The sequence below is a fragment of the Bacillus sp. GW823-FHT06B01 genome, assembly GCF_058952315.1.
In genome coordinates, this window is the sequence record NZ_JBXAHR010000003.1 from 381683 (window position 1) to 396672 (window position 14990).

Below are 14990 nucleotides of genomic sequence, written 5' to 3' on the forward strand. Positions count from 1 at the left end.
TATTGCGTTTGGTAACGGCGAAAAAAGATGAAAAGGTATTTGTAGGTATTGTGGATGAAGAGGAAGAAAAGGTATTGCATGTAAGAGAAGCGCAAAGACAAAAAGGGGAAAAGGTTACGATTCCGATTACAATGTTAGAGTGTATTGAAAGAGGAACCGAATGCTTTGAAAAAATATGTGATATTGTAAATTGGGCAAAGGAAAATGAAGGGGCGGCGTATTATCCGTTAACTGAGGTGAAAATATTAGCACCAATTCCAAGGCCAAGGAAGAATATTCTTTGCGTTGGAAAGAACTATCGTGAGCATGCGATAGAAATGGGCGGAGTAGAGTCAATTCCAGAAAATATAATGATCTTTACGAAAGCGCCAACGACAGTTATTGGAATGAATGAAAAAATTAATAGTCATCCCCACGCAACGAATGAACTAGACTATGAAGGAGAACTAGCTATCATCATTGGTAAGCGAGGGAAACAAATAAAAAAAGAAAAAGCGCTTGAGCATGTTTTTGGTTACACCATTATAAATGATATAACTGCTCGCGACATTCAAAGGAAACATAAACAATTTTTTCTTGGAAAAAGTTTCGATACATTTTGTCCGATGGGACCGTATCTAATTCATAAATCAATGGTTGAAACGCCAAATGCGTTACACATTGAAACAATAGTAAATGGGGAAGTAAGACAAACTTCAAATACAAATAAAATGATTTTTTCAATAGAAGAAATCATTTCAACGATAAGTAAAGGAATGACGTTAGAGCCAGGCGATATTATCGCAACAGGAACGCCGGCTGGTGTCGGAAAAGGTTTCACACCACCGAAGTTTTTGCATGCGGGTGATGAAGTGGTCATTACAGTAAAAGGAATTGGTACTTTGCGAAATGTAGTGAAATGAAGAAAAGGGCTATCTTATTAATAGATAGCTCTTTTTTATGGCCATGGGTTATTGAAAAAATCTAAAATAGCAAAAATATATAATCCGATGAGTATTAACGTACAAATCCCGATTAGCATAACGGCAAGAGAACTTCTTTCGCGGCCAAAACCGATAGCTGTAAGGAAAACAGCAGCCCAAAATGAGATTTTAAGTAGCATGAATGTATGAGGTGTTGAGTAGTACCTGAGTAACGTTATAGATAATAGGAATCCGATGAATGTAATGGAAATGAGAATAGTAGCTAAATAGTTAATATGTTTGCCGTATTTCAAAAGCATACAATTACCCCCTGTAAAATAAACTGAATATTCAATCTGATTTTACAGTAAACTACTAAAAAAATAAAGAGGTTGTCCCAACATGTAGGACAACCTCTTTATTATTATGATAATACCGCTTTAATTTTTTGGAACGCCCACTCTAAATCTTCTTCAGAGATTACTAGCGGTGGTGCGATACGAATTACATTTTCGTGTGTTTCTTTACATAATAGACCAGCTGCTTTTAATTGTTCGCAGTAAGGACGAGCTGGCTCGTTTAATTCGATACCGATGAATAAGCCTTTACCACGAATGTCAGTAATCATTGGGTTATCAATTTCTTTTAATTGCCCAACTAATTTTTCGCCTAATTGAAGAGAACGCTCTGTTAATTTTTCTTCTTCTAACACTTCAAGAGCCGCGATAGAAACAGCACATGCAAGTGGGTTACCACCGAATGTAGAACCGTGAGAACCTGGCTCGAATACGCCTAAAATGTCACGGTTTGCTGCTACGCAAGAGATTGGGAATACGCCGCCGCCAAGTGCTTTACCAAGTATGTACATGTCAGGAGTTACATTGTCCCAATCACAAGCAAATACTTTACCAGTACGGCCTAAACCTGTTTGGATTTCATCTGCTACAAATAAAACGTTTTCTTTTTTACATACTTCAAGAGCTTCTTTTAAGAAACCAGCTGGTGGGATGTTAATTCCTGCCTCACCTTGGATAGGCTCTAAAATGAATGCAGCTGTGTTTGGTGTAATAGCAGCTTTTAACGCTTCTAAATCACCGTAAGGAATTACAACGATGCCAGGAAGCATTGGACCGAATCCACGCTTGTACTCTTCGTTTGAAGACATAGAAACAGCACCCATTGTACGGCCGTGGAAGTTATCTTCACAAACGATGATTTCAGCACGGTTTGCTTCTACTTTCTTCACATCATAAGCCCAGCGGCGAGCTGTTTTAATTGCAGTTTCAACAGCTTCTGCACCTGTATTCATTGGAAGTACCATTTCTTTATTAGTTAGTTTCGCAACTTTTTCGTACCAAGGACCTAATTGATCGCTATGGAAAGCACGAGAAGTTAACGTAACACGATTAGCTTGGTCAATTAAAGCGTTAATAATTTTTGGGTGACGATGACCTTGGTTTACTGCAGAATATGCACTTAATAAGTCCATATAGCGATTTCCTTCAGGATCTTCTACCCAAACGCCTTCTGCTTTAGAGATAACGATCGGAAGTGGGTGATAGTTATTTGCTCCGTATGTGTCTGTAAGTTCGATAATATCCTTAGTTTGAATCATGATTGTTCCCCCTTTTGTTATTACAAGAAGTTTGTAAATACTCTAAATATTATATCATTTAAATGTAAAAAAGCGAAACATTTCCTGAAAATAAATGAACATGTTATCATATAGAGTGAAAAAGTGTGAAAAGAGGAGGTAGGGGATACGATGGTACATATGCATATTACAGCATGGGCGTTAGGTTTAATTTTATTCTTCGTTGCGTATTCACTTTATTCAGCAGGAAGAAAAGGTAAAGGTGTACATATGGGGCTTCGCCTAATGTATATCTTCATTATTGTGACAGGATTCATGTTGTACATGAGTATTGTGAAGACAGCAACAGGTAGCATGCACATGTGGTACGGCATGAAAATGTTAGCCGGTATTTTAGTTATCGGTGGAATGGAAATGGTTCTTGTAAAAATGAGCAAAAACAAACCAACAGGGGCGGTTTGGGGCTTATTTATTGTTGCGCTAGTAGCAGTATTATACTTAGGACTAAAATTACCACTTGGCTGGTACGTATTCAAATAAAAATAAAACCACCTTATAATCTCAAAGACTTGGGAGATAAGGTGGTTTTTTTTACTTTATGTTGCATCGATATGCAACTCTTCTCCGTTTACTTTCGTAAAACGAAACATGTTTTTATTTGACGTAGCGTGACGAACAAAATGGTGCTGCAATGTACAAATCATATCTTCGTTATCAAACAAAAGAATATTTACTCCTCCGCATGCTTCCTCTTTCGGTAAGAAAGATAAATAATTATGACAATACATGCAATCATATAAAGAGTAATGAAGGGATTGCAATGATTCGGTTAATAATGTAAAGACAGAGTCAGGTAATTCCTCAAGCCATTCCGTATAGCTAAGAAGTAATTTTTTTCGAATTCGTATCATTTCTCCGTTTTGTAAATGGTGCTGTTCGTTGGCGATTTGTAATACGTCTTGTTCATAGAAACGAGCTGGTAGCCAGTTGTTGTTATATAAAATCTCAAAGCCATCTTCGGCAATATCTTCTAATAAAAATGCTTCATCATTTTCATCATCAAAAAATACCCATTCATTGTTTATATATTCTACATTACCGACTGTATGAGCGCGAGGCTGGTTATATAAAATATGGTTACGTTGTATCATACACGATTTCTCCTTTATAAAAAGTAGTTATTTCTGTTATAGACAGTTCGTGCATTCTTTATAACTAGACACACCTAGACATAGGTGGGCATACAATAAAACACGTTTTACTGAGTGAAACTGCTATTCCGTATGTGGATAGTAGATTATCGTCAAGTTTGTCATTTTTTTGATCCGCACCTCTAAGGTGTGGATTACTGCTTGTTTAGGAAAAGAAATAAGATGGAAGGATGATTCGTATGTGCGGGATTACAGGATGGGTGGATTATAAACGCTCATTAGAAGGAGAACGGGACGTCGTTACGAAGATGGCTGAGACGTTAGCAAAGCGTGGCCCGGATGATAATAAAGTTTGGATTAAAGGCAATGTCGCATTTGGGCATAAACGGTTAATCGTTGTTGATCCTGAGGGTGGTAAACAACCGATGACTTGTTTAAAAGATGAAACGAATTATGCAATTTGCTATAACGGTGAATTGTATAATACAGAAGATATTCGAAAGGAATTATTAAGAAGAGGATATACGTTCAAAGGTCATTCTGATACGGAGGTGCTATTAGCGTCGTATATTGAATGGAAAGAAGAATGTGTCGATCATTTAAACGGTATATATGCGTTTGCTGTATGGGATGAACAGAAAGAACAAGTATTTATTGCGCGAGATCGACTAGGTGTAAAACCGCTATTTTATAAATATGATAGTGGGCGATTACTATTTGGTTCAGAGTTAAAAGCGATATTAGCGCATCCAGATGTGAAGGCGGAAGTAACGTTAGAAGGGTTATCCGAAATATTCGGTCTTGGGCCGTCTAGAACACCTGGTCATGGTATTTATGCTGGTATAAAAGAATTACGTCCAGGTCATGCGATGACATTTTCAAAGAATGGTTTATGTATATGGAGATATTGGAATGTAGAAAGCAAAAAACATGAAGACTCCTTTGAAGAAACAGTAGAGAAAACACGCTTTTTATTACAAGATGCGATTACAAGGCAGCTCGTTTCTGATGTACCACTATGTACTTTTCTATCAGGTGGTGTAGATTCGAGCGCCATTACAGCGATTGCTGCGAAAGAATACGCAAGGTCAGGAAAAGGGCAATTACACACATATTCTGTTGATTACGAAGATAATGATAAATACTTTAAAGCGAATGCGTTCCAGCCGAATTCAGATGCACCATTTATTCATTTGATGACTGAGACGTTTCAAACAATCCATCATCGCTGCGTCATTTCAAATGAACAATTAGCACAGTATTTAACAGAAGCAGTAATCGTTCGTGATTTGCCTGGTATGGCAGATATCGATTCGTCATTATTATGGTTTTGCCGTGAAATTAAACAAGATTTTGTCGTCGGTTTATCTGGGGAATGTGCAGACGAAATATTTGGTGGTTATCCGTGGTTTTATAGAGAAGATGATTTGCAATCGAGTGCATTTCCTTGGATGCGCTCTACAGAAGCACGTGAACAACTGCTAAAGAAAGAATGGAGAAATAAATTAAATTTACAACAATATGTACAGCAGCGTTATGAAGAATCCATTCAAGAAGTTCCTGTTTTAGAGGGAGAAAGCCCGCTAGAAGCAAAAAGAAGACAATTATTTTATTTAAACATGGTATGGTTTATGACAACATTATTAGACAGAAAAGACCGTATGAGTATGGGCGCAAGCTTAGAAGTACGCGTTCCATTTGCGGATCACCGACTTGTCGAATATGCGTGGAATATTCCTTGGGAAATGAAAATGTATAAAAACCGCGAAAAAGGTCTATTGCGTAAAGCGTTAGAAGGATTACTTCCAAATGACATCTTATATAGAAAGAAGAGCCCCTATCCGAAAACACATAATCCGCACTATACAAAAGCAGTAACAGTATGGCTACAAGATTTATTAACGGATAAAGGCTCAATTTTACACGAACTATTTGATAAAGAACAGCTTAGCGGATTAATTGAGTCAGGCGGCAGTGCATTTCAATCCCCTTGGTTCGGTCAATTAATGACTGGTCCGCAGCTTTTAGCTCATTTAGCGCAAATCCATGTTTGGTTTAAAGAGTATGGGGTAAATATTAAAGAATAGAAGAAAAGCGGCTTACATAAAAGTAAGTCGCTTTTTTATTAAATAAATTATCAAATAAAATTTAAAATCATATTATAAATAATACTTATTTAGAATAATTATTTTGACATACTTATTATTAGTTGTTATAATTGGAAACAAACGTTCTTGAAAAAGATTCTCATTTATAAAATTGAGGTGTGATATAGATGACAAAGAAAAAGATAGGTTTACTCGTAATGGCGTATGGAACGCCAGAATCATTAGATGATGTAGAAGCGTACTATACACATATTCGCCACGGGCATAAACCTTCAGAAGAAGCACTCCAAGACTTAATCAGACGCTATAAAGCGATTGGCGGAATTTCACCACTTGCAAAAATTACGAAAGAGCAAGCGCATAAATTAACAGATTCAATGAATAAAATATTTACAGAGTATGAATTTACTTGTTACTTAGGATTAAAACATATAGCTCCATTTATAGAAGATGCAGTAGAAGAGATGAAGAAAGATGGAATTGAGCAGGCGATTAGTATCGTATTAGCACCGCATTATTCTACATTTAGCATTAAAGCATATAATGACCGTGCTATTCGTCTTTCGGAAGAAATTGGTGGGCCTATTATTGAACCGATTGAACAATGGTACGATGAACCGAAATTTATTTCGTATTGGACAGAGCAACTAAAAGAAACATTTACAAAGATTGAAGATAAAGAGAAAGCTGTCGTGATTTTTTCAGCACATAGTTTACCAGAGAAAATTATTGCAGCCGGAGACCCTTATGTGGAGCAATTGCAGCATACAGCAGATTTAATTGCAGAGGCTGCCAATATTCAAAACTATACAACGGGTTGGCAAAGTGCTGGAAATACGTCTGATCCATGGATTGGTCCGGATGTGCAAGATTTAACGAGAGATTTATTTGAAAAGCATGGCTATGAATCTTTCGTATACTGTCCGGTTGGGTTTGTAGCAGAGCATTTAGAAGTTTTATATGACAATGATTACGAATGTAAAGTTGTAACTGATGAATTAAACGTGGCATACTTTAGACCGAATATGCCAAATTCACAATCTGTATTTATTGATTGCTTAGCTGAAATTGTTTCCAAAAAAATGAAGGAAATAGTTGACAAGAATCTAATTTTAAATAATAATTAGTTTATAATAATTTTAAACAAATAATGATTATTAAGAAAGAGGAGGATCCCCTAGATGAATCCAAATAATCGCTTAACAACAAACCAAGGTGCTCCGGTTGGAGATAACCAAAATTCTCGTACAGCTGGTCGCCGTGGACCGGTATTATTAGAAGACTATCATTTAGTAGAAAAACTAGCTCACTTTGATCGTGAACGTATTCCAGAGCGTGTTGTGCATGCGCGTGGTGCAGGTGCTCACGGCGTATTCGTAACGAAAAACAGCATGAAGCAATATACGAAGGCAGCATTTTTACAAAATGAAGGAACTGAAACGCCTGTATTTGTTCGTTTCTCAACGGTTATTCATGGTCAAGGTTCTCCGGAAACAGCTCGTGACCCACGTGGGTTCGCTGTTAAATTTTATACAGAAGAAGGAAATTACGATATCGTAGGTAACCATTTACCCGTCTTCTTCATTCGTGATGCAATTAAATTCCCTGATATGGTGCATTCTTTAAAACCAGCACCTGATACAAATGTTCAAACGCCAGATCGTTATTGGGATTTCATGACGTTAAGCCCGGAATCTACACATATGATGACGTGGGTATTTTCTGATTACGGTACACCGGCAAGTTATCGTGAAATGGAAGGTTTCGGTGTTCACTCATTTAAATGGATTAATGCAGAAGGTAAAATCGTCTACATTAAATATCACTGGAAACCACAGCAAAGTGTACGTAACTTAAGTGCAAAAGAAGTGCAAGAAGTACAAGGAAAAGACTTCAACCATGCAACTCGTGACTTGTTTGATGCAATCGAAAAAGGAAATTATCCGAAGTGGGATTTACACGTACAAGTGATGCAACTAGATGAAACGGATTCTTTAGATTTCGATCCATTAGATCCGACGAAAGTATGGCCGGAAGATCGCTTCCCATTAATTGAAGTGGGGACGATGACGTTAAATCGTAATCCGAAAAATTTCTTTGCGGAAGTAGAGCAAGTGGCGTTCTCTCCAAGTGCAACTGTAAATGGTATTGAACCATCTGAAGATAAATTATTACAAGGTCGTTTATTCTCTTATCCAGATACACAGCGTTACCGTCTTGGTGCAAACTACTTACAAATTCCTGTAAACTGCCCGTACGCAGCTGTTCACAACCAACAACGCGATGGTGCGATGCAAATCAATCAAAACCCATCTACAATTAACTACGAACCGAGCCGTCATGCGGAAAATCCAGTTGAAGACCCAACTTACCGCGATTCAACTATGAAAGTAGAAGGCTACGTATCTCGTGAAAAAATTGACAAACCAAATGATTTTAAACAAGCAGGTGAGCGTTACCGTTCATTCTCTAAAGAAGAGCAAGACAATTTAATTGCAAACTTAACAAATGACTTAAAAGACGTAAATGAGCGCACGAAATTACTAGCTATTTGTAACTTCTTCCGTGCAGATCACGATTACGGAATGCGTTTAGCGCAAGCTTTAAATGTTGATATTACGCAATATGTAGGAAATGCTCCGAAATAAGTAGGAAAAGACGACTGTTAAACGGTCGTCTTTTTTGTATGTATGTAAAGTTACGCCGGAGTATTTTGCAGTTTTGTCATGTCGAAATTTATTGGTAAATCGATATATCGTGTCGAAACGTCGATATATTGAAATAATCGCCGATATAGTTTAAAAATCGTCGATATATCCGAATAATCGCTGATATATCCGCCGTAATACCAGCTGGGGTATGCAACGCCAATAACTACAATAAAAAGAGATGCAATCTATTACCAATAGATTGCATCTCTTTTTTAGTTCACCCGCTCAGTATACTCATAAGCTTTCTCCCCGTGCATCGAAATATCAAGTCCCATATGTTCTTCGTGTTCATCTACCCGAACAGGGAGGAAGAAGTTAATCGCTTTAATAATGGCGTACGTCATGATGATCGTGAATGCATATGTTGCGCCGATTGCTACCAGTTGTTTAAACAGTAAAGCAGCGTTTCCGTAAAATAATCCGTTAGCGCCATCAGCATTTACAGTAGTAGTTGCAAAGAGTCCTGTTGCAATACCGCCCCAAGTCCCGCCGATACCGTGGCATCCGAATGCATCGAGTGTATCGTCGTATCCGAATTTTGTTTTTAAGAAAAAGACTGCTCCGAAGCATAATACGCCGCCAATTGCTCCGATAAGAAGAGCGGAGAAAGGTGTAACGAACCCGCAAGCTGGTGTAATAGCGACTAAACCGGAAACTACACCGCAAGCAGCTCCCATCGCAGTCGGTTTTGATTGGAAGAACCATTCTGAAAGCATCCAAGTTAATGCGGATGCAGCTGCTGCTATATTTGTATTAATAAATGCGGTTAAAGCTACGTCGTTTAAAGATAATGCACTTCCGACGTTAAAACCGAACCAGCCGAACCATAGTAAGCCTGCGCCTAACATTGTAAATGGTAAATGGTGAGGAGAAGTACCGTTTATGTTTTTTCGTTTTCCGAGGAAAATAGCTAATACAAGGCCGGCGACCCCAGATGTAATATGAACGACGTTACCACCAGCGAAGTCTAATGCGCCGAGTTCTCTTAGCCATCCGCCAACGCCCCATACCCAATGAGCGACAGGATTGTAAACGATTGTTGTCCATAGAAGGATGAAAATAAGGAAAGCAGAAAATCGCATTCTTTCGGCGAATGCACCTGAAATTAAAGCGGGAGTTAAAATGGCGAACATGAGTTGGAACATCATAAATAAATTGTGAGGAATAGTAGATGAGTAGTCTGGATTTGGTGCGTAGGTAACTCCGTTTAAACCGAACCAATCGAGTGTACCGATAAGTCCGTGCCAATCTGGTCCGAATGATAAAGAATAGCCGATCACAATCCACTGAATCGAAACGATAGCCATTGCACTATAACTATGCATTGTCGTACTGAGTACGTTTTTACTGCGAACCATGCCCCCATAAAAAAGTGCCAATCCTGGTGTCATTAACATGACCATTACTGTCGTTACAAACATAAAAACCGTATCTTCTGTATTCATTCTCTCTCCTCCTATGATGTTAGGAAAAATAACATCGGTTTGTTATGTTTTATATCATATTCGAAATGAAATGAAAAATCAACTAAAAATTCAGAAAACTTTATATTTCATGTTAGAAAATCTAACATGAAATATTTTGAGGGAATGAAATCAACGTATGTGATTCGTTCTGAAAATTGGTATAATATTCTTACAATTAAAAAACATGGGGGATGCGTGTGAGGAAAATACGGACTAGGAAACTATTTATTTGTTTTTGTTTAGCTGTCGTTTTGTTTGTGCCAATACATACGTTTGCAGATGAAAAAAGAGAGTGGCGAGACGAAGTCGTATATTCCATTATGATTGATCGCTTCAATAATGGAGAACCGAAAAATGACAAACAGTTAGAAGTTGGCAATTTAGAAGGATATCAGGGTGGAGATATAAGAGGGATTATAAAAAGACTGGATTACATAAAAGAAATGGGTTTTACGACTGTTATGCTTTCACCGTTTTTTGAAAGTAGAAAGTACGATGGGTTAGATGTGCAAAATTTTCAAAAGGTAAATGAACATTTCGGAACAGAAAATGATGTGAAAGAACTTGTACAAGAAGCGCATGCAAAAGGGATGAAAGTTATATTACAATTTCCGCTTGGAGAAAACGAACAACAAGTTATCGACGCGATGAAATGGTGGATCAAAGAAGTCGATTTAGATGGAAGTTATGTGATACATGGTGAAAAAAAGTCGCGTTCTTTCTGGGATGACGTGCAAAAAGATATGCAAGTGATAAAGAAAGATTTTCGTATTATGACAAAGGAAGATAGTGGATATAACGAAAAAATAGTAGAATCGTTTTCTAAAGTGGATGTATCGGTGAAACCTTTATATGATGTGAGTAAAAAAGAAGGGGAATCCTTTACATTTTTAGATAATCAAGATACAAAAAGGTTTGCCCGTATTGCAAAAGAGAATATGAATTATCCACCATCTCGTTTGAAACTAGCCCTTACCTATTTATTAACATCACCAGGTATTCCGAATTTTTATTACGGGACTGAAATTGCATTAGATGGAGGGGATACCCCGGATAATAGACGATTAATGGATTTCAAATCAGATGAAAAATTTGTGCAGCACATAACGAAACTCGGTGAGCTTAGACAAGCGAGACCATCTTTACGCCATGGAACGTTTGAGCTTTTATACGATAAAGATGGAATGAGTGTACTGAAACGAAAGTATAAAGATGAAGTAACATTAGTAGCGATTAATAATACGAAAGAAACACAAAAAGTTGCTTTACCTGTAAGTGCAATTGGCGAAAAACAAGAGTTACGAGGATTGTTAGAAGATGAAATTATAAGAGAAGAAAACGGAAAGTTTTATCTTGTTTTAAAGCGTGAAGAATCAAATGTATATAAAGTTAACGGGGAAACAGGTGTGAATTGGCTATTTATCTCTTTAATCGTCGGTGTGAACGTATTGTTTATTGCTTTTTTAATTGCGGTTAAAAAGAGACGGAAATGAGTAGCGTTTTTTTTAGTAGTTCTTCAGTTTAAGGTGGTGAGGTATTTGCGGAAAAAGAAGTGGTTCGTTCTATGCTTATGTGTTTTTATCGTATTCGTAAGTTTTTATTTTTGGGAAAAGCGTGATGATGGGGAATTTGTTCGGTGGGGCGATAGTATTCATTCTGTTGATACGGCAGTTCTGAAGAGAAACGATATAAAATACAAAATCGAAAATGATAAAGTATACATACCTAAAAAATCATTTGATAAAGCAATATGGTGTTGCTCTTAATAAATGCGAAATCTCGGTGGGACAGGCTAAGGAGAAAACTTTCTCCCTAGTCTGTTTTTTTGTGAAGTAAGACTCTCTCCTCGAAATGCAGCTGAGCAAAGAAGTGAACAGATCGTTAGAACAAACAATAATTGCAACTATACTAATTTTACATTACATTAAAGGGTGAAAAAATATTCTGATACTCATTGAGGGTTATATTTGAGGAGGAAAAATGGAATTTTACGATTTGGGTATTACTATTAAAGAACTTAGAATGAAAAAGAATATATCACAATCTGAATTGTGTCATGGAATATGTTCACAAAGTCAAATTAGCAAAATAGAAAAAGGTATAATTTATCCATCTAGTATATTGTTATATCAGTTATCTGAAAGACTTGGTATTGATCCAAATAATATTTTCGCACTAACTCAAAACAAAAAACTAAAGTATGTAGAAAATGTAAAATATGTAATGAGAGACTGTATAAAGCAAAAACAATATAATGAACTTTACGAAATAGTGAAACAAGAGAAAAACGAAAGTAATTTCCAGTTAAAAGAAGATAAACAATTTCTAATATGGCATGAAGCAATTGCTATATTTCATGTAAATACATCAATAAAAACTGCTTTAAATCTTTTAAATAGTGCATTAAAACTAACTGTAACGAATGGTGATTTTTTATCAGAAAGAGAAATAGATATTATGCAGTCAATGGCTATATTTTATGGGGAAAATAAAGAGTATGAAAAGAGTATTAATATATTAAGAAGATGTTTAACTAATTTTAATAAGTTAGATTTTCCTAGAGATAAAGAGATTAAATTAAAAATCATTTTTAATTTAGCCAAAATTTTAGGTCATGCAAATCAACATGAAGAGGCAATAAAATACAATGATATGGGTATCAAATTAGCTATTAATCTAAACACGTTATATTTATTAGGTGAATTATATTATGGGAAATCTTGGAATTTACTAAAGCTGAAACAATATAATGAAGAAGATGTAGCTGATAACATGAAAAAAGCATTATTTATCTTTGAACTAACAGAAAAAGAAAATCTGATCAAAATAGTTAAAGAAAAATATTTTGAAAAACAAAATAAAAAATGACTCATAATTTCTGATGAATATCTTATTAATTTCTATAAAAAAGGCACCTTATGGTGTCTTTTTTATAACTTATATCATCAATTATTACATTTTATAGGTTTCTTATACCAAGCTTTGTTGATGTATTTACACTTCGCAGGTGTTGAAGTTTTAGGTGTATCCCCGGGTGTAGTTATATTATTAGAACACCCTGCAATATATAGACAGAATGTAGTTAATAAAAAACATAGTATTAATTTCTTCAAATAACCACTTCTAACTCTTTTTTAATTAACATTTGTTCATAAAATAAATTCCTTACTAATTTTACATTACATGAAAGGGTGGAAAATATTCTTATACTCATAATTTGTTACATTTGAGTGGGGAGAGAGGTTTTTGCGCCGATTATTAAAAGGACCTTCTTCGTTTATGCATAATAATTAAATACCCATTCTAAAAATCTGATTGCTCGTAAGCTTAGACTTTGTAATATTTTCTCTACAAGCTAAAAAGAAAAACACCCTCTGCACAGAGGATGTTTTTCTTTTTAGCGGTAGTTAATAAATTGTACGTCAATCGGTAAATCAGCGCTGCGAACGGCTGCGATAACTGCTTGTAAGTCATCACGGCTTTTCGCTGTAACACGTACTTGGTCATCTTGTACTTGTGTTTTTACTTTTAATTTCATTTCTTTAATGATGTTGTTAATTTTTTTCGCGTTATCTTTATCGATACCTTGTTGAAGTGTTGCGCGTTGGCGAACAGTGTTACCAGTCGCAGCTTCAACTTTTCCGTAATCCAAGTTTTTAATTGGAACGTTACGTTTTACAAGTTTAGAAATTAGAACGTCTTTTACTTGGTCTAATTTGAACTCATCGTCAGAAGTTAAAACAAGTACTTCTTTTTCTAATTTAATATCACTTTTACTTCCTTTAAAGTCATATCGGTTTTGGATTTCCTTTAATGCGATGTTAATTGCGTTTGTTACTTCAGGTAATTCTACTTTCGAAACGATGTCAAAAGAACTATCTTTTGCCATAGTTAGCACCTCCAAATAAATTTCTAATCTTTTTATGTACTGTACATACTAAAGTATAGCTGAAAACGAGCCTAGACTTAAGTGTTTTCATACTTATATTTATGTAACCTCATTTTATTATATTGAATTTTGGGCAGTTGGACAAATAAAGGAAAAATCGTGTTATAATTAACTTTTGTTTGGAATGATAAAAAATATAAAAAAGTTAATTTTATATATATAGAAGGGAATTAAAAAATATGTATTTACAATTAGGATCGATTGAACAGGTAACTGTTTTACGCGAAACGGAAATCGGCTATATGGTTGGGAATGAAGAAGAAGAAATCTTCTTACATAAAAACGAATTAGTTGGAGAAATTGCAGAAGGCGATACGATTGATGTATTCTTATACCTTGATCACCAAAATCGTATTTCAGCAACAATGAAGGAGCCGCTTATTACAACTTTTGATTGGAACTGGGTAAAGGTTGTAGAAGTTATTCCTAGTTTAGGTGTGTTTGTTAATATTGGTGTATCAAAAGATATACTAATCCCAGCTGATGAGTTCCCGATTTATATGCCAGTATGGCCAGAGGTTGGAGACGAATTATATTGTACGTTAAAATTAACGAATCGTGATCGCCTTATCGCTCTTCCCGCAAGAGACAGTGATATGCAAGAAATTATCGTAGATGCGACGCCATCTATGCGTAATAAAAACGTAAATGGACGTGTGTATCGTTCACTTCAAGTTGGTTCATTCATACTAACTGATGAGCATTTCCGTGCTTTCTTACACCATACTGAAAGAAAAGAACAAGTCCGCATCGGTGAACGTGTAACGGGCCGTATTATTGATGTGAAAGATGACGGTACAATTAACATTTCACTTCTTCCTCGTAAAGAAGAAGGAATGGAAGATGATGCTACTGTAATTTATGCATATATGGAAGAACGAGGCGGAGCAATGCCGTTTTGGGATAAGAGCCATCCAGAAGATATTAAAGAACGCTTTAACATGAGTAAAGCTGCATTTAAGCGCGCACTTGGTAAGTTGATGAAAGAAGAAAAGGTTTACCAAGAAGAAGGTTGGACTTACTTTAAGAAATAAAGTGAATGAAAAAAGAACTATTTTTTCTCTAAATTTTTAAGAGAAGAGATAGTTCTTTTTTATTATAAAGTAGAT

At 35.9% G+C, this 14990-nt stretch carries 14 protein-coding genes; 9 read left to right on the plus strand and 5 right to left on the minus strand.

The genetic code is table 11. The features are described from left to right. Window positions 1-2 precede the first annotated feature (2 nt). Window positions 3-902: a fumarylacetoacetate hydrolase family protein gene (locus AC1Q8N_RS15135; RefSeq protein WP_176519562.1), complete on the plus strand. Its 900-nt coding sequence runs from the start codon at window positions 3-5 to the stop codon at window positions 900-902. Window positions 903-937: 35 nt separating this feature from the next. Here AC1Q8N_RS15135 and AC1Q8N_RS15140 read toward each other — a convergent pair whose 3' ends face one another. Both AC1Q8N_RS15140 and rocD read right to left on the minus strand, forming a co-directional pair. Beyond that, window positions 938-1222 carry a hypothetical protein gene (locus AC1Q8N_RS15140; RefSeq protein ID WP_046958323.1) on the minus strand — a complete coding sequence of 95 codons (285 nt, stop codon included), beginning with the start codon at window positions 1220-1222 and terminating at the stop codon, window positions 938-940. A 104-nt stretch (window positions 1223-1326) separates the two neighbouring features. Further along, window positions 1327-2517, minus strand: coding sequence for an ornithine aminotransferase (gene rocD / locus AC1Q8N_RS15145; protein WP_000616656.1), 1191 nt, complete (start codon window positions 2515-2517; stop codon window positions 1327-1329). 150 nt (window positions 2518-2667) lie between these two features. Between rocD and AC1Q8N_RS15150 the strand changes: the two genes are divergently transcribed. Then, window positions 2668-3036 (plus strand): YisL family protein, encoded by a 369-nt coding sequence (locus AC1Q8N_RS15150; RefSeq protein ID WP_098049105.1) that lies wholly within the window; start codon window positions 2668-2670, stop codon window positions 3034-3036. Window positions 3037-3092: 56 nt separating this feature from the next. Here the strand turns inward: AC1Q8N_RS15150 and AC1Q8N_RS15155 are convergent, their stop codons facing one another. Continuing rightward, window positions 3093-3647 carry a DUF2777 domain-containing protein gene (locus tag AC1Q8N_RS15155; protein ID WP_098077698.1) on the minus strand — a complete coding sequence of 185 codons (555 nt, stop codon included), beginning with the start codon at window positions 3645-3647 and terminating at the stop codon, window positions 3093-3095. 239 nt (window positions 3648-3886) lie between these two features. Here AC1Q8N_RS15155 and asnB point away from each other — a divergent pair, with 239 nt between their 5' ends. The 3 genes from asnB to katB all read left to right on the plus strand — a co-directional run bounded on the left by asnB (window position 3887) and on the right by katB (window position 8403). After that, entirely contained in the window at window positions 3887-5734 is a 1848-nt protein-coding gene (asnB, locus tag AC1Q8N_RS15160; protein ID WP_098642667.1) for an asparagine synthase (glutamine-hydrolyzing), read from the plus strand. 188 nt (window positions 5735-5922) lie between these two features. Further along, window positions 5923-6882 (plus strand): ferrochelatase, encoded by a 960-nt coding sequence (hemH, locus tag AC1Q8N_RS15165; RefSeq protein WP_098077704.1) that lies wholly within the window; start codon window positions 5923-5925, stop codon window positions 6880-6882. A gap of 54 nt (window positions 6883-6936) precedes the next feature. Next, on the plus strand, window positions 6937-8403 hold the full coding sequence (katB, locus tag AC1Q8N_RS15170) for a catalase KatB (RefSeq protein WP_048545215.1): 1467 nt from the start codon (window positions 6937-6939) through the stop codon (window positions 8401-8403). A 275-nt stretch (window positions 8404-8678) separates the two neighbouring features. Here the strand turns inward: katB and AC1Q8N_RS15175 are convergent, their stop codons facing one another. Beyond that, window positions 8679-9911: an ammonium transporter gene (locus tag AC1Q8N_RS15175; RefSeq protein WP_048545213.1), complete on the minus strand. Its 1233-nt coding sequence runs from the start codon at window positions 9909-9911 to the stop codon at window positions 8679-8681. A gap of 212 nt (window positions 9912-10123) precedes the next feature. Here AC1Q8N_RS15175 and AC1Q8N_RS15180 point away from each other — a divergent pair, with 212 nt between their 5' ends. The 3 genes from AC1Q8N_RS15180 to AC1Q8N_RS15190 all read left to right on the plus strand — a co-directional run bounded on the left by AC1Q8N_RS15180 (window position 10124) and on the right by AC1Q8N_RS15190 (window position 12800). After that, entirely contained in the window at window positions 10124-11425 is a 1302-nt protein-coding gene (locus AC1Q8N_RS15180) for an alpha-amylase family glycosyl hydrolase (RefSeq protein ID WP_048545211.1), read from the plus strand. 45 nt (window positions 11426-11470) lie between these two features. Beyond that, window positions 11471-11698 (plus strand): hypothetical protein, encoded by a 228-nt coding sequence (locus AC1Q8N_RS15185; RefSeq protein WP_048545209.1) that lies wholly within the window; start codon window positions 11471-11473, stop codon window positions 11696-11698. 214 nt (window positions 11699-11912) lie between these two features. Next, window positions 11913-12800 (plus strand): helix-turn-helix domain-containing protein, encoded by an 888-nt coding sequence (locus AC1Q8N_RS15190; RefSeq protein ID WP_493521264.1) that lies wholly within the window; start codon window positions 11913-11915, stop codon window positions 12798-12800. A 529-nt stretch (window positions 12801-13329) separates the two neighbouring features. On the opposite strand, the gene AC1Q8N_RS15195 is transcribed toward AC1Q8N_RS15190, so the two are convergent. After that, window positions 13330-13821, minus strand: coding sequence for a YajQ family cyclic di-GMP-binding protein (locus AC1Q8N_RS15195; RefSeq protein WP_001040146.1), 492 nt, complete (start codon window positions 13819-13821; stop codon window positions 13330-13332). 239 nt (window positions 13822-14060) lie between these two features. On the opposite strand from AC1Q8N_RS15195, the gene AC1Q8N_RS15200 reads away from it, so the two are divergent. After that, entirely contained in the window at window positions 14061-14915 is an 855-nt protein-coding gene (locus tag AC1Q8N_RS15200) for a CvfB family protein (protein ID WP_048545203.1), read from the plus strand. The last annotated feature ends 75 nt before the right edge of the window (window positions 14916-14990 follow it).